Annotated in this window: 20 protein-coding genes; 11 read left to right on the top strand and 9 right to left on the bottom strand. The window is 63.0% G+C overall.

What is annotated here, in order from left to right; translation table 11 throughout:
* Nucleotides 1–389: 389 nt before the first annotated feature.
* On the top strand, nt 390–833 hold the full coding sequence (locus L1O02_RS10470; protein ID WP_129405813.1) for a hypothetical protein: 444 nt from the start codon (nt 390–392) through the stop codon (nt 831–833).
* Between the two features lie 57 nt (nt 834–890).
* Nucleotides 891–1,337 (top strand): GNAT family acetyltransferase, encoded by a 447-nt coding sequence (locus tag L1O02_RS10465; protein WP_235759832.1) that lies wholly within the window; start codon nt 891–893, stop codon nt 1,335–1,337.
* 17 nt (nt 1,338–1,354) lie between these two features.
* Here the strand turns inward: L1O02_RS10465 and L1O02_RS10460 are convergent, their stop codons facing one another.
* The gene (locus tag L1O02_RS10460) at nt 1,355–1,771 is read right to left on the bottom strand and encodes a hypothetical protein (protein WP_060840239.1); all 417 of its coding nucleotides are present in this window, start codon (nt 1,769–1,771) and stop codon (nt 1,355–1,357) included.
* A gap of 233 nt (nt 1,772–2,004) precedes the next feature.
* Nucleotides 2,005–2,811, bottom strand: coding sequence for a helix-turn-helix transcriptional regulator (locus L1O02_RS10455; protein WP_060840240.1), 807 nt, complete (start codon nt 2,809–2,811; stop codon nt 2,005–2,007).
* Between the two features lie 547 nt (nt 2,812–3,358).
* Here L1O02_RS10455 and L1O02_RS10450 point away from each other — a divergent pair.
* The 5 genes from L1O02_RS10450 to L1O02_RS10430 all read left to right on the top strand — a co-directional run bounded on the left by L1O02_RS10450 (nt 3,359) and on the right by L1O02_RS10430 (nt 5,525).
* Nucleotides 3,359–3,676, top strand: coding sequence for a YXWGXW repeat-containing protein (locus tag L1O02_RS10450; protein ID WP_129405814.1), 318 nt, complete (start codon nt 3,359–3,361; stop codon nt 3,674–3,676).
* A 48-nt stretch (nt 3,677–3,724) separates the two neighbouring features.
* Nucleotides 3,725–4,306, top strand: a complete 582-nt coding sequence (locus L1O02_RS10445; protein ID WP_235759831.1) for an RNA polymerase sigma factor — start codon at nt 3,725–3,727, stop codon at nt 4,304–4,306.
* Nucleotides 4,303–4,740 carry a hypothetical protein gene (locus L1O02_RS10440; protein ID WP_060840243.1) on the top strand — a complete coding sequence of 146 codons (438 nt, stop codon included), beginning with the start codon at nt 4,303–4,305 and terminating at the stop codon, nt 4,738–4,740. The genes L1O02_RS10445 and L1O02_RS10440 overlap by 4 nt, the downstream gene beginning before the upstream one ends.
* A complete protein-coding gene (locus L1O02_RS10435) occupies nt 4,737–5,216 on the top strand; it encodes a periplasmic heavy metal sensor (RefSeq protein WP_060844166.1) in 480 nt (159 codons plus the stop codon). The genes L1O02_RS10440 and L1O02_RS10435 overlap by 4 nt, the downstream gene beginning before the upstream one ends.
* A gap of 93 nt (nt 5,217–5,309) precedes the next feature.
* Nucleotides 5,310–5,525, top strand: a complete 216-nt coding sequence (locus tag L1O02_RS10430) for a YXWGXW repeat-containing protein (RefSeq protein ID WP_082729279.1) — start codon at nt 5,310–5,312, stop codon at nt 5,523–5,525.
* Between the two features lie 7 nt (nt 5,526–5,532).
* On the opposite strand, the gene L1O02_RS10425 is transcribed toward L1O02_RS10430, so the two are convergent.
* Nucleotides 5,533–6,408 carry a LysR substrate-binding domain-containing protein gene (locus L1O02_RS10425; protein ID WP_060844167.1) on the bottom strand — a complete coding sequence of 292 codons (876 nt, stop codon included), beginning with the start codon at nt 6,406–6,408 and terminating at the stop codon, nt 5,533–5,535.
* A gap of 226 nt (nt 6,409–6,634) precedes the next feature.
* Between L1O02_RS10425 and ampC the strand changes: the two genes are divergently transcribed.
* On the top strand, nt 6,635–7,807 hold the full coding sequence (gene ampC, locus L1O02_RS10420; protein ID WP_235759830.1) for a class C beta-lactamase: 1,173 nt from the start codon (nt 6,635–6,637) through the stop codon (nt 7,805–7,807).
* Between the two features lie 295 nt (nt 7,808–8,102).
* Nucleotides 8,103–8,825 carry a phosphatidylcholine synthase gene (pcsA, locus tag L1O02_RS10415; RefSeq protein ID WP_060840247.1) on the top strand — a complete coding sequence of 241 codons (723 nt, stop codon included), beginning with the start codon at nt 8,103–8,105 and terminating at the stop codon, nt 8,823–8,825.
* 40 nt (nt 8,826–8,865) lie between these two features.
* Here the strand turns inward: pcsA and L1O02_RS10410 are convergent, their stop codons facing one another.
* Nucleotides 8,866–11,298 carry a PAS domain-containing protein gene (locus L1O02_RS10410; protein WP_235759829.1) on the bottom strand — a complete coding sequence of 811 codons (2,433 nt, stop codon included), beginning with the start codon at nt 11,296–11,298 and terminating at the stop codon, nt 8,866–8,868.
* Nucleotides 11,299–11,459: 161 nt separating this feature from the next.
* Between L1O02_RS10410 and L1O02_RS10405 the strand changes: the two genes are divergently transcribed.
* Complete coding sequence (locus L1O02_RS10405) at nt 11,460–12,122, top strand: LysE family translocator (protein ID WP_235759828.1); 663 nt, start codon at nt 11,460–11,462, stop codon at nt 12,120–12,122.
* Between the two features lie 47 nt (nt 12,123–12,169).
* Here the strand turns inward: L1O02_RS10405 and L1O02_RS10400 are convergent, their stop codons facing one another.
* On the bottom strand, nt 12,170–12,952 hold the full coding sequence (locus L1O02_RS10400) for a sulfite exporter TauE/SafE family protein (protein ID WP_060840249.1): 783 nt from the start codon (nt 12,950–12,952) through the stop codon (nt 12,170–12,172).
* Between the two features lie 324 nt (nt 12,953–13,276).
* Here L1O02_RS10400 and L1O02_RS10395 point away from each other — a divergent pair, with 324 nt between their 5' ends.
* Nucleotides 13,277–15,895, top strand: coding sequence for a hypothetical protein (locus L1O02_RS10395; protein ID WP_235759827.1), 2,619 nt, complete (start codon nt 13,277–13,279; stop codon nt 15,893–15,895).
* Between the two features lie 87 nt (nt 15,896–15,982).
* On the opposite strand, the gene L1O02_RS10390 is transcribed toward L1O02_RS10395, so the two are convergent.
* The 4 genes from L1O02_RS10390 to tssI form a co-directional block, all read right to left on the bottom strand.
* Nucleotides 15,983–16,513, bottom strand: coding sequence for a DUF3087 domain-containing protein (locus L1O02_RS10390; protein ID WP_060840251.1), 531 nt, complete (start codon nt 16,511–16,513; stop codon nt 15,983–15,985).
* A 613-nt stretch (nt 16,514–17,126) separates the two neighbouring features.
* Nucleotides 17,127–17,594, bottom strand: coding sequence for a hypothetical protein (locus L1O02_RS10385; protein ID WP_235759826.1), 468 nt, complete (start codon nt 17,592–17,594; stop codon nt 17,127–17,129).
* A 4-nt stretch (nt 17,595–17,598) separates the two neighbouring features.
* Complete coding sequence (locus L1O02_RS10380; protein ID WP_235759825.1) at nt 17,599–19,827, bottom strand: M23 family metallopeptidase; 2,229 nt, start codon at nt 19,825–19,827, stop codon at nt 17,599–17,601.
* A gap of 46 nt (nt 19,828–19,873) precedes the next feature.
* Complete coding sequence (gene tssI, locus L1O02_RS10375) at nt 19,874–21,904, bottom strand: type VI secretion system tip protein TssI/VgrG (RefSeq protein WP_235759824.1); 2,031 nt, start codon at nt 21,902–21,904, stop codon at nt 19,874–19,876.
* Between the last annotated feature and the right edge of the window lie 174 nt (nt 21,905–22,078).

The raw sequence follows: 22,078 nt of genomic DNA, 5'->3' as shown, positions 1-22,078 counted from the left end.
GCTGAGCGTTTCTACGCCTTAGCAAAATTCGGACTTGCACATCCGAGCCATCGATTTGGCGATGGCCCAGGCACCCTAGCCCGCCCACCAGGCGCATTCAAGCGGCCCGCAGTTTCTCGGATTTGCCTTACAAAAGAAAGCGACCAAACCCCGTTCCAACGACCTTCAAGCCCGCCTCCACTCCAAGCTCCAAGCTCCAAGCTCCAAGCTCCAAGCTCCAAGCTCCAAGCTCCAAGCTCCAAGCTTGCGGCTTGCGGCTAAGCCCTCCAAAGCTGAGTTGCCAGACACCGTGGAACACCGGGTGATCGAACACCGCTAGCCGCCCGGGCATTTATCTGCAACGCCAAGTCTGGAATCATGGCCCCCCGCCTCAACAGGAGTGAGCACCGATGCCGCATTTCTCCCGCGCCCCCCTTCTCGGCCTGCTGCTGGCCAGCCTTGCGGCCCAGGCCGCGCCGAAGCAGGACCAGGAGCCGCACATCTACTACAGCATGGTGCCCGGCCAGTTCATGCTGATCGGCAAGGAGCCGGACGGCGGCCCTACCTACTCAGGCACCGCGGTGATCCGCTACGAGAACCAGGCCCTGACCCTGGTCAAGACCATCAACGGCAAGACCACCACCGCCATCGGCAAGGTGGAGCGGGCCACCATGGCCGAGGCCGATGTGTTGCGCTTCAGCGAGCCCGGGCACAGCGCCACCTGCCTGGTCCGTGGCGACCTGGACAACTACTCGCGCTTGAGCTGCTACTGGACCCGGGATGGCGTGGACCACAAGGAACCTGGGCTGGAGGCCTATTTCCCCACCGAAACCTGGCCCGGCCACCAGGACTGAAACCTGCCACCGGCCATACCCGCGCTCCGGTGCTCAACCCTTTATCGAGCCCACGCCATGATCCAACTCGTCGAGTACCGCAACACCCAGCACCGCCAGCCGGTGATCGAACTGTGGGAGCGTGTCTTCGGTTACGACACCGCCCACAACGCCCCGGAGCTGGCCATCGACCGCAAGCTCGCCGTGGATGACGGGCTGTTCTTCGTCGCCCTGGCCGAAGCTCAGGTCATCGGCACTTTAATGGCCGGCTACGACGGCCACCGTGGCTGGTTGTACTCCCTGGCGGTGGACCCGCAACAGCGCCGGCTCGGCACCGGCCGGGCCCTGGTGCGCCATGGCGAGCAGGCCCTGGGCGCCCGCGGCTGCCTGAAGATCAACCTGCAGATCCTCAGCAGCAACGCCGCGGTGCAGGGCTTCTACCAGGCCCTGGGGTATCAGGTTGAACCCCGAGTCAGCATGGGCAAGGTGATCACCGCCAACGTCCCCGAGCACCGGCGCGGCTGACGGCAGCCGCGCCGCCCTTACCAGTTGTTCAGGTTGCTGCGCGGTGGCGCCAGCAGTTGCTGGGCCAGGCTGATGGCCGCCAGCGGCGAGGCGCTGTGCAGCAGTGGGTAGCCCCAGAACTTTTCATAGTTCCTGGCAAAAGCCTCGACGCCGGCCTGGGCTTCCGGCTGCGGGGCGATGACGATCATCGCCTTGATCCAGCGGCGGATCGCCGCCTTGTTGCGCTTCATCCACAACGAACCCTGCTTGAGCAACGCCTTGTTCTGCTGGCTGTTGCGCTGCTCGGGCTCAGGAAGCACATCGCTCATCAGGACAAAGGCCTGAGCACGCTGCATCAATGCCTCCAACTGCTGGAAAGGGTCGACTCCGGGCTGCCCTGCGTCCTCGGCGCGACGCATCCAGACCAGGGGAAAATGCTGATGATCGAAGTACATGGGAACACCTCAAGAAGTTGACAAACAAGAATGCTTATCATCTTCCTGGGAACCACTGTCCGCATCAGCCGAGATCGACAAGTTATTGATCAATCCGGCCAGATATCGCCACTGCCACAGGCGGCGAACGGACTGGGCGGCACGCCGACCGGCCACAGCGATCGTGAGTTTGACCGGACAGCGCCAGGCAAGGCCCTGCGGGTCTTTTCGCAGCCTCGCGGGCTCGGCAGCGGCTACAGGGCGTCGTTTTCCAGCGCCTGGCGGCGCTCGGCAAAAAACCGCCCCGGTGGCTGGCCCACGGCTTTCTTGAACATGCGGATAAAGGCGCTGGCGCTGTCATAGCCCAGGGTCAGCGCCACACGCTCCACCGAGTCGCCCCGACCCAATTGCCTGAGCCCCAGGAGGATGTGCAACTGACGCTGCCAGCGACCGAAACTCAGGCCGGTCTCGGCCACGATCAAGCGGCTCAGGCTGCGTTCGCTGAGGCCGATCTGCTCGCCCCATTGCCCAAGGCTCAGGCGCCGCTGCGGCTGTTCAAGGATCTGCTGGGCCAGGCGCCGCAGTTGTGCGTGCCGGGGCATGGGCAGGTGGATCTGCTCCCGGGGCGCGACCGCCAGTTCATCCAGGGTCACGGCGACCAAGCGCCCGGCGGCGCCGTCCTGGTCATACAGGAACGGCAGCTGCGCACAGCGCCTGAGCAGCTCCTGCAACAACGGCGACATTACCAGGGTGCAGCAGGCCTGAGGCAGCGCACGGGCGTGCTCGGGCTCGACCAGCAGGCAGTAGCCCTGGGCGTTCTGCAGCCCCTGGACTCGATGCTCGATCGCGCTGGGAATCCATACCGCGCACTGCGGCGGCGCCAGCCACAGGCCCTCGGCGCTCTCGCAGCTGAGCACGCCGCCCGCGGGAAACAGCAACTGGGCCTTGCGATGGCTGTGCCACGGCCGCTCCCAGCGCTCTTCTTGCATCGAGATGCGCAGGGCGCACACCGGACGCGCAATCGCATCCGGGTCCTGGTCCTGGTGTTTCAAGACGGGCATCCACCTTCCTCCGCGCTCCCGGGGCATTTCCGCCATCGGCGCGACGCCGGTGCCTGCCCTGCAAGGTCGAGGATTGTGCCGGGCCCATGGGGCTTAGCCAAGCACCCCGGATCACGCCAGCGTGCGGCCCGGGGCCCTAGCGGTAGTAGCCATAGCGGTAGCAGCAGCCGTGGTAGTGCCCGGGGTAAACCACGCAGCCCCCCAAAGACAGCATCGTGGCCATGACAATCAGCAGTGCAATACGACGGGACATGATGCATTCCTCAAGGGTTCAGTGGTGCAACCGCTCTGCGGCGCCGGCGAACCTTGCCAGCGCCGCACAGGGTTACCGATTGAACGGCGCGCCCTGGCAACTTCCGTCGCCGCCACCGCCGAAAAATTTGCATGCGCCGCAGCCCGCCCCGTGCCAGCCCCCAGGCCCGCTCGCTGAACCGCGGTTGAACCGGGCCCGGATAAACCTTCACTTCCCTGCGACGGATTCCTCGGCCATCTATCGTTGAACCCATCAGCTGCGTTCAACAGCGAACGCAGGCCTGAAGGAGCCATCATGAAGCTTGCCCGTTGTCTGCCACGTCTTCGCACTCTGCTGCTGATCCCCCTGGCCTTCACCGCCCTGGCCGGCAGCCCGGTCTTCGCCCAGACCGTGATCGTTCAGCAGGCCCCGCCGCCCATGCGCTACGAAGCGCCGCCCATGGCCCGTCCCGGTTATGCCTGGGATCGCGGCCACTGGCGCTGGCACGCAGGCGGCTATGTCTGGGTGCCGGGACACTGGCAGCCAGTGATGCGCCGCGGCCAGTGGGTGCCCGGGCACTGGCAGGCCCGCGGGCCGAACTGGTACTGGATCGAAGGCCATTGGCTGCGCTGAGCACGCGCTCTTCCGGATCGCCCCACCACCGCACCGAGAACCGCCGATTTGAACGACACCGACCCGGATCTGGAGTTGCTGGCCCGCATCGGCAACAACGAAGCCCAGGCCGTGAAAGAAATGGTCACCCGCAAGCTGCCGCGCCTGCTGGCCCTGGCCAGCCGCTTGCTGGGTGACGCCGACGAAGCCCGGGACATTGCCCAGGAGAGTTTCCTGCGGATCTGGAAACAGGCGGCGCACTGGCGCAGCGAACAGGCACGCTTCGATACCTGGTTGCACCGGGTCGCCCTGAACCTGTGCTACGACCGCCTGCGCCGGCGCAAGGATCACCTGCACAGCGACAGCGACGAGGCCATCGAGGCAGCGGACAGCGGCCCCACGCCGGAGCAGCAGCTGGAAGCCGAAAGCCAGCGGCGCCGCATGGCCCAGGCCCTGGACCGGCTGCCGGAGCGCCAGCGCGAAGCGATCGTCCTGCAGTACTACCAGGAGCTGTCCAACACCGAGGCCGCAGCGCTGATGAACATCAGCGTCGAGGCTCTAGAAAGCCTGCTGTCGCGGGCCCGACGTACTCTGCGCAGCCACCTCGCCGAGGCCCCCGGCGCGGACCTCTCAGGAAGGAGAACACCATGACCCCCGAACGCTTTGCCTACCTGGCCGACGCCTATGGCGCGGACCTGCAACGCTGGCCCAGTGCCGAGCGCGCCGCCGCCCAGGCCCTGCTCGACGCCGGCCATGGCGCGGCCCGGCAAGCGCTGCAAGAGGCGCGCTGGCTCGACACCCGGCTGGACAGCTACCAGGTGCCGGAACCAAGCCCGGCACTGGTGCAGCGGATCATCGCCACGGCAAGCATGCGCCAGCCGGCACCGACGCTCTGGCAGCGCTATGCCGGCTGGCTGACCTCCCTGGGCTGGATCGGGGTCGGCCTCAGCGGTGCCGCCGCCGGCATGCTGGCGGTGACCCTGAGCCTGCCGCTGCCGCCCTCCGCCGAGGCCTTGCCCAGTGTCCTGGACCAGAGCGACGCGGAATTCGTCCTGAGCATCAACGCCGAGGAGGCCGAACAGTGAACCTGTCCCCCCGCCCACTGAAAACCTTGCTGCTGCTGTCGCTGCTGCTCAATGTGTTCCTGATCGGCGGCGTTGCCGGCGGCCTCTACCAATGGTTCGGCCAGCCCAAACCGACCCAGGCCCTGGCGATGCCGCAACAGGGCCTGCGCCAGGCCATGACGCAGATGCCGGACGAGCGCCGCCGCCAGTTGCGCCAGCTGTTGCGCCAGACCCGCATCGACAGCCAGCCGCTGATCATCGCCGCGCGCGAAGCCCGCCAGGGGGTGGTTCGCGAGCTCGGCGCCGACTCGCTGGACCGCCGCGCCCTGGACGCCGAACTGGGCAAGTCCCGCGAGGCCGACATCGCCCTGCGGGCCCGGGTGGATGAAGCCCTGGCCAATTTTGCCGGCGGCCTGTCGCTCAAGGAACGCCAGCAACTGGTGGAGTCCATGTACCTGCGGGGCCCGGGGAAAAACCGCGCGGCCAATCGCGATTGAAACGTCGGCGACGGATTTCGCCCCGGGCCGCGTTCAACCCTTGAGCGCCCGCGATGACCGCGGGCCCACGGCCTCTTCCCAAGGACAGCGCCCATGCCTCGTGTTCTCCAAAGCCTCCTCCTTGCCAGCTTGCTTGGCACCACCCTGGCCGGTTGCGTGGTCGAGCCGGTCCATCCACGCCGGCCGCCGCCACCGCCCCTCGTTGAAGTGATACCGATGGCGCCGGCACCGAGCTACCACTGGGTGGCCGGACATTACCGCTGGCACGCCGGCCAGTGGGTCTGGACGCCGGGGCACTGGCGCTATTGAGCGGGGCCTAGGCGGCCACCGCCTCCAGCAGCCAGGCCTTGAAGGCGCTCATGGCGGAGGTTTCCGCCCGTGACTGCAAGCGCGTCAGCCAATAGCTGCCGGTGACGATGCCGATGTCGAACGGCTGCACCACCGCGCCACTGGCCAGTTGCCGCGCGAACATCAAGGGCGGCGCCAGGGCCACGCCCAGGCCCTGCAGGGCGGCTTCGAGCATGCCCAGGGACGAGTCGAAGACCACGCTCTGGGGCAACAGGCTGTTGCTGCCCAGCCCCGCCGCCTGGAACCACTGCGGCCACTCGTCGGTGCGGTAGGAACGCAACAGGGTCTGGCCCAGAAGGTCCGCCGGGCTGTGCAACTGGCGGGCTATCTCCGGCACGCACAGCACCGACAGCGGCGCCTGCAGCAGTGGCAGGGCATCGATGCCGTGCCAGGCCCCGGTGCCGAAGCGGATGGCGTAGTCCAGGCCCTCGGCGGCCACGTCCACCCGGTTGTTGTTGGTGCTCAGGCGCAAGTCGATGAACGGATGGCGGGCCTGGAAGTCCCCCAGGCGCGGCAGCAACCAGCCGACCGCGAAGGTGCCCACGGCGCCCACCGTCAGCACCTCGCGGTAGTGCCCGCCGTCGAACCGCCCGAGGGTCTGGGCGATGCGGTCGAAGCACTCGCGCAGCACCGGCAGCAGCGTCTCGCCTTCGCTGGTGAGCATCAGCCCACGGGGCAGGCGCTTGAACAAGGTGACCTTGAGCTGGGCCTCCAGGCTCTTGACCTGATGGCTGACCGCCGCCTGGGTCACGCACAGCTCGATGGCCGCGCGGGTGAAGCTCAAATGACGTGCCGAGGCTTCGAAGGCGCGCAGCGCGTTCAAGGGCAGATGAGGACGGAGCATGACTATTCCCTAATTTTTCTAATGGCTGCCGCGAAATATCGTCGTTTGCCGGTCCGCCGCAGACTGCCTACAGTGGCCTCGCTCGCCAGCCGCCGACCCGGCGCCCCCTGCCCGGAAGACCTGGCGAGCCGTGTACCCCTTGAATTCGCGCGACGAAGATCAAGGCCGGAAGGCCGCTTGGAACCCTGCGGTCAAAATAAGCAAAAAATATGGAAAACCACCCATCATGCGGCAAATAACCTTAACCGGACGGGGCCTGTTCGGCGCCTGTGCCTTGCTTCTTGGTGCCTCCCAGGCACTGGCCGAAACCACCCCGGACAGCGCCCTGAAAGCCACGGTGGACGCCACCATCCGTCCGTTGATGCAGCAGCAGGGCATCCCCGGGATGGCGGTAGCGATCATCGTCGACGGCAAGCGACATTACTTTAACTACGGTGTCGCCTCCAAGGACAATCAGCGTCCGGTGGACCACGACACCCTGTTCGAGGTCGGCTCGGTGAGCAAGACCTTCACCGCGACCCTGGCCGCCTACGCCCAGGCCAGCGGCAAGCTGGCCCTCAACGACAACGCCAGCCAGTACCTGCCGGCCCTGCGCGGCAGCGCCTTCGACGGTATCAGCCTGTTGCAGCTGGGCACCTACACCGCCGGCGGCCTGCCCCTGCAGTTCCCCGACGATGTCAAGGGCGAAGACAAGACCCTGGACTACTACAACACCTGGAAACCGACCTTCAGCCCCGGCACCCAGCGCCTGTATTCCAACCCCAGCCTCGGGCTGTTCGGCTACCTGGCGGCGCGCAGCCTGGGCCAGCCGTTCGATCAGTTGATGGAACAGACGCTGTTTCCCAAGCTGGGCCTCAAGCACAGCTACGTCCGCGTCCCGCAGGATCAGCGCAGCCACTACGCCCAGGGCTACGACAAGCAGAACAAGCCGAGTCGGGTCGGCCCCGGTGCCATGGACAGCGAGGCCTACGGGGTCAAGACCAGCGCCGCCGACCTGCTGCAGTTCGTTGCCGGCAACCTGCAACCGGGGCAACTCGACGCCACCGTGCAACGCGCCATTGCCAGTACCCAGAGCGGTTACTACCGGGTGGGCGACATGACCCAGGGCCTGGGCTGGGAACGCTATGCCTACCCGGTGCCCCTGGCGCGGCTGCTGGCCGGCAACTCATCGGCCATGGCCCTTGAGCCGCACCCGGTGCAGTGGCTGACGCCGGCCCAGGCGCCCCAAGCCGATGCCCTGTACAACAAGACCGGCTCCACCAACGGCTTCGGCGCCTATGTGCTGTTTGTCCCCGGCAAGCAGATCGGCATCGTCCTGCTGGCCAACAAGAACTACCCCAACGAAGAGCGGGTCAAGACCGCCCATGGGATTCTCGGCGCGCTTGAGGCGGCCCGCTAAGCGCTCCAGCACCGCCCCGGCCCGCGCCGGAACAACCAAACGCCACGTGCCGGCTGCGCTCACGTGGCGTTTTTCTTGTCGCTTCGGCCATCGCGCCTAGACTCTGGAAATCCCCTCGACCGCTCACCCCGGCCAGGCCGGGCAATCGGCTGCCAAGGGTTGCGACAAGGGCCTGTTTCCAGGATCACGCTGAACCTTCTGCCAGGCTTTTCGGTCGATAACTGCAACCTGGACCCGCGTCGCCGCTTGAGCGACGCGGGGACTCCAGGCCCCCCAGCCGCCGGAGACACGCCCTGTGATATCGACCCTGCAAATCGCCAGAATCAAAGCCTGGGGCGCCCATGGCTTTACCGCCACCGGGGTGGTCAGTGCCTTGCTCGCCACCCTGGCGCTGTTCGACAACCAGCCCAAGGCCTGCCTGCTGTGGCTGGGGGTGGCGCTACTGGTGGATGGGGTCGACGGCTCCCTGGCGCGCAAGGTCAATACCCGTTCGGTGCTGCCCAACATCGACGGCTCGGTGCTGGACCTGGTGATCGACTACCTGACCTATGTGTTCATTCCGGCGTTGTTCATCTACCGCTACATTCCCCTGCCGGAGTACAGCGCGCTGCTGGCCACCTCGCTGATCCTGCTTTCATCGCTGCTGTGCTTCTGCAACGTCAACATGAAGAGCCACGACAACTACTTCCAGGGTTTTCCCGCCGCCTGGAACGTGGTCGCCCTGTGCTTCTACCTGATCGAGCCCGGTCCCTGGCCGACCCTGCTGAGCATCTTCGCCCTGGCCTTGCTGACCGCCACTCGGCTGCAGTTCCTGCATCCGTTCCGGGTGCGCAAGTGGATGGGGCTGAACATCATCGTGACCTTCGTCTGGCTGCTCAGTGGCGCGCTGCTGATCCTCAGCCACCCATTGCACAGCCCGTCGATCATGGGCCTGTGGCTGGCGGCTTCCGCCTATTTTCTGGGGATCTGCCTGTGGCGTTCGGCACAGGAATGGCTGAGGAACAGCGGCAAGCTGTAAGCGGCCAGCGCCAAGCTTGCTGTCGCCTGGAGCTTGCCGCCTAGCACCTGCAGCTATCGATGGCTTGGGCCAGTTCGGCGATCGAGTAGGGTTTCTGCAGAAACACGAACTCCCGGGTGCGGCCTTCGGCCAGGGCCGGGCTGTAGCCGCTGGTGAGGATCACCGGCAACCCGGGGTAGTCGCTGCGGATCCGCCCGGCCAGCTCGATGCCGCTCATGCCGGGCATCACCACATCGGAAAACACTGCCTGGAACCTGTCCTGCTCCTGACTCAGGCGACGCAGCGCCTCGGCGGCGCTGGTGGCCCACTCGACCTGATAACCCAGTTCATTGAGGGACTGGGCCAATAGCCGTCCCACTTGCGGATTGTCCTCCACCACCAGCAGGGTCGCGCCCTGCCCATCCGCCGGCAACGCCACCGGGCTGGCTGGCAGCGGCACGCTGGCCAAGGCCTCGGTGCGCGGCAGGTAAAGGGTAAAGCGCGTGCCCTGCCCCGGCCGGCTGTGGACCTCCAGGCCGCCGCCGGACTGCTTGGCGAAACCGAACACCTGGGACAGCCCCAGGCCGGTGCCCTTGCCCACCTCCTTGGTGGTGAAGAACGGCTCGAAGATCCGCTCGATCTGCTGCGGCTCGATGCCGGCCCCGGTATCGGTCAGCGACACCGCGACAAAATCCCCGACCTGGACGCCTTGGCCGGCGCTGGCGGGGATCTGCGTCACCCGCTCCACGGCGATCACCAGCAAGCCCTCGCCCTGCATCGCGTCCCGGGCATTGACCGCCATGTTGATCAGGGCGGTATCGAACTGACCGACATCGGCGTGGGTGTGGCAGGGCTGTTGCGGCAACTCCAGACGCAGTTCGATGCAGGCGCCGATCAACGGATTGATCATCTGCGCCACCAGCTGCACGCTGGCGCCGACATCGAAGGTTTCCGGGCGCAGGTTCTGTTGACGGGCATAGGCCAGCAACTGGCCGGTGAGCTTGCTGGCGCGGTCGACGGTGTCGGAAATGGCCTCGATATACAGCTGTCGGCGCTCCTCGCTGAGGTTGCGACGCAACAGGTCGGTGGACGAGCGGATCACCGTCAGCAGGTTGTTGAAGTCATGGGCCACGCCACCGGTGAGCTGCCCCACCGCCTCCATCTTCTGCGCCTGCCGCAGGATGTCCTCGGTCTTGCGCAGGGCTTGCGCCGCCTCACGCTCGGCCTGCATGTCGCGGCCCACGGCATGGATATGCTGGGGGTCGGGCACGGCGCTCCAGGACACCCAGCGATAACTGCCGTCCTGGTGCCGGAAGCGGTTTTCCACCCGGGAATAGCTCTGTCCCCGGGCCAGTTCGGCACTGGCACTGGCGGCCGCCACGCGGTCCTGAGGATGAATGAAATCGTAGAAGCTGCGGCCCTCCAGCTGGTCGCGCTGCCAGCCCAGCAGCGAGGTCCAGGCCGGATTGACCGCCACGATGCGGCCGTCGAAGTCCGCCACCAGCATCAGGTCGGTGGACAGCTGCCAGATCCGGTCCCGCTCCTGGGTGCGCTCCTGGACCCGCTGCTCCAGGGACTCATTCAAGCGGCGCAGCTCTTCCTCCGCCGCGCGGGTGGCACTGATGTCCCGCGAGATGCAGAGGATCTTCTCCGGCCGGCCGCTTGCATCGAACATGGGCGTGACCTGCACATCCCACCATCTGGCGGTGCCGGCCAGGGTGTTGGCCGCGCCCTGGAACCGCGCCGATTCGCCGGCCTGGGCCGCGGCAATCGCCGCCCGGGCCTCCAGGTTGCCCTGGCCCTGCCAGAAATCCGGCCAGGGGCAGCCGACAATCGCATTGAAGTCGCTGACTTCCATGACCCGCCGCCCGCCCTCGCTCATGAACGACAACCGACCATCGAGGTCCAGCACCTTGATGCAGTCATTGCTGCTGGCCAGCACCCGGGTGTTGAGCTCGCGGGTTTCTCGCAGGCGGGCCTCGGTGAGCCGGGCATGCTGGCCCAGAAGGACCCGTTCGGTGGTTTCCACGGTATGGCAGAGCACCCCCAGCACCTGCTCCTGGCGCTCGTCGAACACCGGGCTCATGGAGAACGACCACCAGGTCAGCTCCTCGCCGGGGTAGCGCTGCATGTTCACCGGCAGGTCTTCGTGCCGGCACGACTGCCCGAGGAAGGCCTGTTCCACCATGGGCTGCACGTCCGGCCAGGCGTCGGCCCAGAGCGTCTCGATGGTCTGTCCCAGGGCATTGGCCAGGCGCGGCCCGAGCACCGGACGATAGGCGTCGTTGAAAAAGAACTGCTTCTGCGGCCCCCACAGCAGGTACAGGCTCTCGGGGGATTCCAGCACCAGGCTCAAGGTGCTGTGCAACAGGCTCGGCCACTGTTCCCGGGGCCCCACGGCCGTGTGCGACCAGTCGTACTGGCGGATCGCGGCACCGGTCTGGCCACCGCGCAAGGTCTGGGGAGCGGCACCACAAGGAGGAGAACGGGTCATGGACAGATCACAGAAGAGGAAAGGGGCAAGATTGCACGCCAACGGCCGGCTCAGGATAACTGACCCTGGGAATCCACAGAAGTTGGCAAACCGGGAGGCCGATTCAACAACGGCCGCCCAGGCCTCGACCAACACCTTTTAAACCCGCATCGAGCTGGTGCATGCTGCGTCGACTGCGCCACCTGCCCGACGAGAACACCGCGATGAACACCACCACCCTGCTGCTCTATACCTCAAGCTGCTTTATCGGCGCGCTGATCCCCGGCCCGACCTCGCTCCTGGCCATGGCCAACGGCACCTCGCGCAATCGCCAGCTGGTGGCGGTGGGCATGGCCGGCGCGGCGCTCTCGGATGTGCTGATCATCGCCGCCGTGGGCCTCGGCCTGGGGGCGATGCTGATGGCTTCGCAGCAGCTGTTCATGGTCTTGAAATGGGTCGGCGTGTGCTACCTGGCCTGGCTGGGCATCCAGCTCTGGCGCAGTGCGCCCCTGGCTCTCGGTGCCCAGCAGGTGCGGGCCGGTTCGCGGCGTGGCGAGGTGTTCCGACGCAGCTTCTCGGTGGCCATGACCAACCCCAAGGTGCTGCTGTTTTTCACTGCCTTCCTGCCGCAGTTCATCGACCCCGGCCAACCGGTCTTCATCCAGTACGCCACCCTGGCGCTGGTGACGGCGCTGGTCGAGGTGCTGGTGATGGGCCTGTATGCCGCGGGCGGCGTGCAGGCGGCGAAATTCCTCACCGCCAGCGGCATGCGCCGGCTCAATCGATGCTGCGGCGCGACCATGCTGTCGCTGGCGGCATTTTTGGCACTCTACCGCCGCAACTGACAGGTGCTTTTTGCTTGCCGCTTGAAGCTGGCGGCTTGCCGCTGCTTTTAAAAGGCCAGCTTGTAGCCGATGGAGAACAGCATGAGCGCCAGGCACGGCCGGAGGATCTCGTCGGACACCCGCCCGGTCATGTGACTGCCGATCCAGATCCCCGGCAGCGACCCCATGAGCAGGAAGCCCAGCAGGTTCCAGTCCATGTTGCCCATGCTGGCGTGGCCCAGGCCGGCCACCAGGGTCAGCGGCACGGCGTGGGCGATCTCGGTGCCCACCAGGCGCTTGGTGGCCAGGAACGGATAGAGAATGAACAGCGCCACGGTACCCAGGGCGCCGGCGCCGATGGAGGTCAGGGCGACCATGGTGCCGAGGATCAGCCCGGTGACCACGGTCAGGCCGTTGAGGCCGCCGGGGCTGGGTTGGTATTCGCTGCCGTGGCGCTGGGCAAAGGCCATGAGCTTTTTCTTGAAGACGATGGCCAGGGCCGTGAGCAACAGGACAAAGCCCAGACCCTGCTTGATCACCGAGTTCAGGGCCTGGGGATCGGTGTCGAGGTTCTTCAGGAACCACAAGGTCACCGCCACCGCCGGCACGCTGCCGAGGGTCAGCCAGCCGGTGATGCGCCAGTCGATGTTGCGGTTTTTCTGGTGAACCAGCACCCCACCGGATTTGGTGATGGCCGCGTACAGCAGGTCGGTGCCCACTGCGGTGGCCGGGTTGATGCCGAACCAGAGCAGGATCGGGGTCATCAGCGAGCCGCCTCCGACACCGGTCATGCCCACGATGAAACCCACTACCAGGCCTGCGATTACAAAACCGAAATTACCCACATCCATCGATAAAAAACCCTACAGATCACGCGGCCAGGTCAAAAACTGGCGGCAGCATAGCGGCTAAAGCTTATGTCCATTTATATAAATAAAATCTAACGTTATAACCAAGAACGTTTTTTCCATGCAGCCGGCGCATCAAGCGCCCTGTCCGCTTGCGACCTGCACAAGCCCCATGCCCCTGGTGCCCCGAAGCCGCGCCCTCCACTGTCGCGCCCGCCGCCAAGGCACCCGGAGCTTGCACGACGGCCCCCGGCATCCGCTATCCTGCCGTGCGCTTGCCGGGGCGCGGCCCGGACCGCAGCCCCTCCGTCCCCCCAAGGAAGGTCCATGACACCTGACGAGAACCCGTACCAGATCGAGCACCAACGCATCCGCTTTCGACGCCTGAGCCTGGGCCAGGAAGCCCCCGGGCACACCCCGGCCGCCCGTGGCAACTGGGGCCTGGCCCTGTCCGGCGGCGGCATCCGCAGCGCAACCTTCTGCCTGGGCGTCCTGCAAGCCCTGGCCCGGGCCCCGGCGCCCAGCGCGAGCACCCGGCCAGCGCCACCGGCAACCGACGCCGACGCCGACGCCGAGCCCAGCCTGCTGTCGCGCATCGACTACCTGTCCACGGTCAGTGGCGGCGGCTACATCGGCAGTTTCTTTTCCAGCCTGTTTCTCCCAGGGCGCTTGCGCCCCGCGGCGCCCCAGGACCCGGTGGGCCAGGCCGCCCGCGATGCCTACCAGGCCCTGCGCTTCGAACCGCCGGGGCGGATCAGCACCGGCGTCGACTACGCCCGGCAGCCGCCGGGCCAGGGGCCCACGGCCTGGCTGCGGGAGAACGGCCGCTACCTGACCCCCACCGGCTCCGGCGACATGCTCTATGCCCTGGCCATGACCTGGCGCAACTGGCTGTCGCTGCAGGCCATGATCGGCCTGCCGATCCTGCTGGTGCTCAGTCTGCTGACCCTGTTCCAGGTGCTCAGTCACGCCAGCCTGCTGCTCTGGCCACTCATGGCCGGCGTACTCTTCGCCCTGCCCTGCGCCGTGGCCTACTGGCTGATCATTCCCCAGGGCGACCTGGACCGGCCACCGAGCATGGGCAACGCGGCGTACCGGAGCATGCTCGGCGTGGTCGGCGGCCTGTGGCTCTGTGGCGCCCTGGCCTACTGGCTGGCCCAGTGGCATGCGGTGGGTGCCCTGACCCTGGCCGGCGCCCTGGTGGGCAGCGGCGCCTTGCTGATCACCCGACAACTGGTGAGGCACCTGGCCGACAACCGCGACCCGACCAAGGACAACGCCTGCGCCAACAGCGTGCGCAACTATCGGATACAGATCACCCGGGCCCTGGGTCGGGCCATGGCCGCGGTGGCCGTGCTGGGCTTCCTCGCCCTGCTGGTGACCGCGGCCCAGGCCTTGTACCGCTACCTGCATGACCTGCGGGCCCTGGGCAGCCTGCTGTTGCTGATCGCAGGGGTGTGGCTGGTGCGGCGCCTGGCCTTGCTCAAGGATGAAAAGAACCTGCCGGGCTGGATGCACAAGCTACCGCTGGAGGTCCTCGCGCTGCTTGCCGGTGGCCTGCTGCTGAGCCTGCTGTGCCTGTGCTGGGGCTTGCTGGTGCAATGGATCGCCTACGACGGCGGGGTGATTGCCGGCGATCACGCCGTGGCCTGGCGCCTCGCGGCACTGAGCCTGCTGGCGGCCTTGCTGACCCACCTCAGCGGGCGCTTCATCGGCTTTCTCAATACCTCGTCGCTGCAGGCCTTCTACTCGGCGCGCCTGACCCGCGCCTACCTCGGCGCCTCCAATGGCCGGCGCTTCAACGGCCCGGCGCAACAGCGCCGCACCTACATGAGCGTGGCCGAGCCGATGGCCAGCGACGACCTGTCGCTGCAGCAGTACTACGCCAGTCCCAGCGCCGGCCCGGTGCACCTGATCAACGTCACCATGAACCTCACCGTCGACCCGGCCGAACAGCTGGTGCAACGCGACCGCAAGGGCAAACCGCTGTGCATCGCCCCGAACTGGGCCCCCGACAACCCGGCGCCAACCAGCGCTTGCCCGGCAGAACGCTACCTCCTCGACGGCCAGGCCTATCGCCGCGACCTCGACCATGGCCCGGCCTCTGAAATCATGCGCCCGCTGACCCTGGGCCAGTGGATCGGCGTTTCCGGCGCCGCCTTCAGCACCGGCCTGGGTCGCGCCACCAGCCTTGGCATGTCGCTGGTCCTGGGGCTGGCCAACGTGCGCCTGGGCATCTGGTGGCCCAGCCACTTTCTCGACCCCGGGCAATCGCACTGGGTGCCCCGGGACCTCAAGCCCTGGATCCGCTACAGCACCCAGGCCTACCTGTTCTATGAACTGACCGCGCGCTTTCACGGCTACCGCCGCGACTACCAGTACCTGTCGGACGGCGGGCACTTCGAAAACACCGGCACCTACGAACTGCTGCGCCAGGGGCGCAAGGTGGAGTTGATCATCACCTGCGACAGCGGCTGCGATCCCGACTACCAGTTCGACGACCTGGCCAACCTGGTGCGCCTGGCGCGCATCGATCAGGCCCTGGAGATCCGCGAAGACCCGGGCGTGCTGAGCCATCCGCAACTGAAGACGGTATTTGCCAGCCTGGAAGAGTTTCGCCAGACGCCGAGCGCCGATAACCAGAAATGCGCCCTGCTGCTGAATGTCCATGCCCACTCCCCGGGCCGTGACGATGACCTGTGCCAGACGCCCCATTGCCGGATCCTGGTGCTCAAGCCGCGACTGATCGCCGGACTGACGCCGGACGTCGTCAACTACGCCCGGGCCAACCCGAGCTTTCCCAACCAGAGCACCGTGGACCAGTTTTTTGACGAGGCGCAGTTCGAGAGTTACCGGCAACTGGGCCTGGGCATCGGCCAGCAACTGTTCGGCACCCAGTGCCGGCCCAGCGCGATTGCCCAGGCGTTGTGGCGGTATCTGCAATAGCGCCGAAAGGGGCTGCTACGCAGCCCAGCGCGAGCACGCTCGTTCGCACAGGTGACCTGTCAGCGGCAGGAGGTTGCCAAATGGCGCTCAAGGGGTCTTGTGCCGCTTCACCGCTTCCAGCCATGACGCCTCAAGGCGCTCCTGCTGCGGGTCAATGCCCTGCTCGGCCAGCAGCGCCAGATGCCGCTCCACCTCGCCCAGCATCTGCCCGTGGGCGCTGGAGTTGGCGTCCAGCTGATGCATCTGCAGCAGCCCCAGGTGATAGAAACGCAGCAGCTTGAGCGCCGCCGGATCGCCCGCCGCGACCCCGGCGGTGACCTGATGCATGACATTGGTCACCCGCATCAGGCTGCGCTTGAGACGCCAGCCATAGACCGCCGCGGCCATCCACGGCTTGCTCCAGAACACACTGCGCAGCAGCGCCGCACTGATCAGCAGACCGGTGAACACCCCCGCCGCGTTCCACACCAGGTTGTCGCCACCGGGCTGACCGAACAGCGCCACCGCCGCGCTGGAAAACAGCATGGCCAGGGCGATGAACACCAGCGCGATGATCAAGGTGCTGCGACGGGTTTGCCGCCGGTAAGTCTCAGGGTCCTGCGGGGTGATGACGAACATGGGCGCGACGGGCTCCGTTGCTGAAGAGGATGGGCTGGCGCGCATTATCACCGCTGGGGGCGGTGCCGGTGGGTAAATTTGCCCTTTAAGAAGCAAAAGCTTGATTCTGGTCATGGCTCATTGGAAGAAGAAAAAACCTGTTCAAGGTCAACACGAACATCTTTTTCAGCAAGAAATCAGAAGAAACAAAGATCAACTAACGCACTCCAAATTTTCATCTTTATCACACCCTTTAAAATCATCCATATACAGTCTCTACAAGGCATCTGCACTGCGTTACCCCAAGAAATTCCTGACACAACAAACCCAGTTTTTTGACAGCAACCATAGCCAACCGAAATCATACGACTACTTCAGCCCCCTAAATCATTATAAATTTTTTATATTTATCTTTAGCACCAAGGAAAGCGTCTAGAACCCTAACACCGCCCCCTCCCCCATCACCATTAAGATCATCACTACAAACAACCTAACTTCTCTAAAAAGAGAACTTTCCTCCATCAATTCTTGAAAACACCTGAATCAGATCGCCATCTTCTACCCACTGCGAAATAAGGTATTCGGGGTCGTTCGCAAGGCAACTGGTGCTCCTTGCAACACGGAAAAATGCTGATTAGCGGCTGCCCGTTTTCGTCGAAAGACTAGTAACACACTGCTTTGGAATGTTGCCGTCATAGTAGGTGCTTTCTAGGATTTTCTTTTTTTTATCAACCATGAGATTTATGAACTCATCACCACAGCTTGGAAAAATTTCTGTGAACAATCCTTTTTTAGCGTCGTAAACAAACACTCTAAAAATCGTATAAGTACCCATCCCATCATCAGTATGCCAAACAGCAAAATCAACCACCTCATCAAAGTTGAAGTCATCAAGACTTACATGCAACTTCTTATCCGTCTCAAAAACAAATTCACTTACTTTGTAACCGCCATTACTGCTCACACCCACATTCAAGCTAGATCCGTGCCATGACAGTTCCACTTCGCTTTTTTTGTCAGGATTAAACTTTAAAGATTGCGCTTGAATAGACATACAAAAAAAAGCTATCAACACTACCAAAACTACTTTTTTAGTATTCACTTAACTACTCCGCTGGCTGCATATCTGCATGAACAGTAGCCTTCCCCGTAGGGGATATAATTATTATTTGAGCTTCAGAAATACTATCTGTGAGTTTTCGAAGCATATAAGCAGTGTAGGCCTGTCTTTCATAGTATCCATTGCCGCCACCGTTAACTAGACGATTGATCAGACCTATATTATTTGCTGAGTACTGCCTGTCTGAGACTCTGTTGATGCTCATTCCGCCTGAGAAGGTTTTAGATACCCAGTAAAAGCCGCCCGAGTCACATGCATTATATCTATTCTCTGCGACTATATCGGGATCAAATCTCGGAGCCCAGACAAAGGTAAGCCCTCCATCATCCGGGTGTGCTGAATAGTGCATTGAACCGTTAGTAAGACGCGGAGGAAAATTCAAAATCCTTTCAACATATACACCCACATGATCTCTAAAACACCGATACTCTCCATAAGCCTTATAATTCTTGGCCCACGTCAGCTGCATTATCCCTCTTCCGTAGAACACGCCATAAAACTCAGTTGCTGGATTTAGCACAGAATACCTACCAAAACCCCACTCATGCATTAGGCGTTTATCCCCCCCAATATTTCTCCATTGCGCAGTTTCAAGAAGCACCTGCGCTAAAAATATAGAAATTCTTTTCTTGTCTCCCCCTAAATATTTTCTTATGACTTTATTTAGATCCACCACATGGTTTAATACTCTATTTTCCGCATCAACTCTACTTATGACATATGCCTGACCGCTTGCACTTATGGAAACTCTTGGACTTCCACTCGAGGTATAAAACATGTGTTTTGGGAATGTACTTCCGAGCTCGCACAGACTTAACCACCCGCACTTTCTAAAAACCCGAATAAATTCCTTCGGTGGAAAATGCCAGTGCTCTGAATTAATATCTTTCAGATCCATATCTTCCCAAAAGGCCAACGCCTCATAGTGCAACTTCAGTTTTTCTTGAGCCTGTGCGGAAATAATAGGCTCATTACCTTCACTCAACCAGTTGTATCTGTTGAAGAAATTGGCTCTTTCCCATTCGCTGGGAAATTTACAAATCAGTCGTTTAAGTTTTTTCTGGTTTTCAGGTGTGTTGATCATCGCACTATGGGCAGTACGCTGTTGTAGCGTCACTGGAATCTCGGAAATACCCAGTAATTCCATAACCTGTTCAGACTGGCAACGACCATCGCCATCGGTGTCATCGTCAATCAATTTCCAACCCTGCCAATGGGGAAAGTCGGCGTCGCTATAGACAGTAACGGTAGGACTTTTCAGGTTGACCCAGCCGACGCCTGCCGGATGGGCGCCGCTCGCCGGATAGGCTACTTGTCGCCAGTGCGCCGCATCATGGGGCTGTAGTAGATCTGGACCCAATATCCGGCCAAATCGCAATAACTCATAACCCGCACTCGGTGAGCGGGGATACAACGTTTTGGCAGTCGTATAGAGGTTGTATTCGTAATCTTGCGTTTCCTGCCGTTCTCCCAGTCGAGTGCCAACTTCATCGAGAGTGGTTAATGTGCACTGTCCTTCTCCATAGTTCATAGAAACAAAATAGGCATCGATATGCCGGTGGACAATGGCCGACTCATTAGTTGCGCTTGTTGGGTTGGTCGGCCGGGCGGCATAGAACAGTATTTCTGGAGGAATATAGAAGTGAACATCGCCCCAACAACTATCAGTTCGCCCATTCCTGGTGGTGGTTAGGCGCCCGGTACTCCTGCCTAGAAAATGGCCAAGTTGCTCCTGAGAGCAGATGACTTCAAAGTGTATTTTATGGGGAGCACCATAAATCCTGCCTGCTGTACCTAATTCGTCCTTCCGGTAAATAGGCATATCAATTGCGATATCGACGGATTTAATAGCGGATAAGTGCATGTAGATTGAATAAAAAACAACCTTGCCGTGGGCGCCTTCGCCTATATCCGTTTCGTGTTTCAGAATCAGGCAGCCGTCATCGGTCCAGCCATTTCGATAATTCAAAGGATGGCTGGTATCGGTGTTGGTTGCCGTAGGCTGACGAACATAAGCCACGGTTCCATCGGCGATGGCGCGAACGGGCAGGTGAGTGTTCCCTTCCCTCGGTGCCGTGAGATGGATACCACCGTGCCAGACCATGTTCTGACCGAGAGGAAAGGCTCCTTCAGTACTGTTCATCGCCCGATTGATAAAGTCCTCATCGCTTTCGTTTGGGGCGGCTAACGGGAGAAAAGGCGGGCTGATCAACATAGTCGGACTCCATATCCATCAATCTGCATGTCCATGAAATCGAGCGTTACAGCGAGAACGGATAATCTTCTTCAGGTTTGGTTTTCTGCTTGGGATTCACCAAGGCCTTCTCCATCAAGCTTCCGGCCTTATCCTTGTCCGCCACACCGGGTAGCATCGGCGGCTCAATACCGACGCCGCTGCCTTGCCCCGCCGCACCTCCCGCATTCACTTTGAGCAACGCCCCACTCACGCTGACGCCGCTGGCGTCGAGCTTGATAAAGCTGCCCCCGGCTTGCACCGTCAGTTCACTGGCCGCTTCGATCACCAGCTTCTGCCCCGCTTGCAGGTGGATCTCGCGGCCGGCCTGGAGCAGTTGTGCGGTGCCCAGCTTGATGTGCTGGTCTTGCGCTACGTTCAGGTGGTCGTCGGCGCGGATTTCGGTTTTGCGTTCGCCGTGGATGGTGCGGTGTTCCTCGGCCTTGAGCTCGCTGTAGCTGTTGCCTTCAACCGTGTCGTGACGCTCGTGGCCGACGCGGATCTTCTGGTCGTGCCGGATGTTTTCATCCCAGTCGCGCTGGGCGTGGACGAAGATATGTTCGGCGCCTTTTCTGTCTTCGAGGCGCACTTCGTTGAAACCGCCGCCGCCTGGCGAACTCAGGGTCTTGAAGGTGCTGCGGGTCTTGTTGGCCGGCAATTCGTAGGGCGCCGGATGTTCCTGGTGGTACAGGCAACCGCTGATCAGCGGCTGGTCGGGGTCGCCTTCAAGAAAGTCCACCAGCACTTCCATGCCGATGCGCGGGATGGCGAGGGCGCCGTAGCGGTCGCCGGCCCAGCTGGACGCCACTCGCAGCCAGCAACTGGTCTGGTCGTCGCCCTGGCCTTCGCGGTCCCAGTGGAACTGCACCTTGACCCGGCCGTATGGATCGGTGTGGATTTCCTCTCCGGGCGGGCCGGTAACCACTGCGGTCTGACTGCCCAGGACCCGGGGTTTCGGATGGTCCAGCGCGGGGCGGAAGAATACCTCCCAGGGGGTGGCGAGGAAGCGGTTGCGGTAACCCTGTTGGAAGCCGTCTGCGGTCTCGGTGTCGCTGGTGATCGATTCCTCCAGCACCTGGGGCTGCTTGCCTTCGTGAGTCACCCGGGTCAGCAGCCACAGGTCGTTCCACTCCCCACGCGGGTGCTCGGACAATTGCAGAAAATGCCCGCTGATCAGCCGCGGTTCATCGCACCAGCCCTCGGCCTGGCGGTAGTCGGCGCGGTGGCGTTCCAGGGCGCGTTGGCTGAGGAACTTGCCACGCTGGCGATCGGTGAAGCGCCCGGGGTAGTCGTAGTCCTCCAGGTCCGGTTCCTGGGTCTTGGCGTCGGGCTTGTAGGCAGCCTCCATTTGCAGGCGCGGCTTTTCGAAGTCGTAGTCGCGCCGGGTGATACGGCTGGTGCGGGTTTCCAGGCGCACGTTAAAGCCCTTGATCACCGGCTCATCGGCCACCAGCCCGCTGCCCTGCAAGTAGGCGGTGGGCCGCCCGAGCGTGCGGAACACGCTCTGGTTATCGCTGAACACCAGCAAATGCGCCTCGCGGCTGTGCTGGAAGTGGTAGTGCAGGCCTTCTTCTTCGCACAGGCGCTGGATGAAGTGCAGGTCGCTTTCGTCGTACTGCACGCAGTAGTTGCGCTCGGGGCACGGGTGTTGAATCTGGAATTGGTAGGCATTGCCGAGGATGCCGTGCTCTTCGAGGATCAGGGCGATGATCTGCGGCGCCGAAAGCTGCTGGAAGATCCGCTGGTTGCTGCGGTGGCGCAGGTAATCCAGGTGCGGCAGCAGCGACAGGCTGTAGCGGCTCAGGCGCTTGCCAGCGTCGCCCTGGGCGATGCGCTGGATCAGCCCATGGATGCCATGGCCCTGGGGGTCGAAGGCGAGAAAGGCCGGTTGGTGCAGCAGGGCTTCAATGTCGATCCAGGGGCGCTCGCTGACCAGTTGCAGGTCAAAGCGAAACGGCTGGCTGATGGCTTCGGTGCCCTGGAACGAGAGCACCTGGAAGTCGTGCTGGATGCCTTGGATGTCCAGGCTGAAGTGGGTCTGGTCGGCCGGGCTGAACATGGGTCGCTCCTTGACGTGTTGCGGCTGATTCCATTAGCCAAAGCGCTCCCAGGCGAAGGGAACATCGTCGACTGTGGAGCCATTACGCAAAAACGGCCCTGCAACTTAACAAGCCGCGACGCTGGAGGGGCATGGGAGCTATCTGAAATTGGCAGCTATCTGAAATTGGCAGCC

The sequence above is a fragment of the Pseudomonas sp. BC42 genome (assembly GCF_021560055.1).
GTDB lineage: Bacteria > Pseudomonadota > Gammaproteobacteria > Pseudomonadales > Pseudomonadaceae > Aquipseudomonas.
Note: the sequence above shows the minus strand (reverse complement) of the source record. Positions and strands in the feature narration are given on the sequence as shown.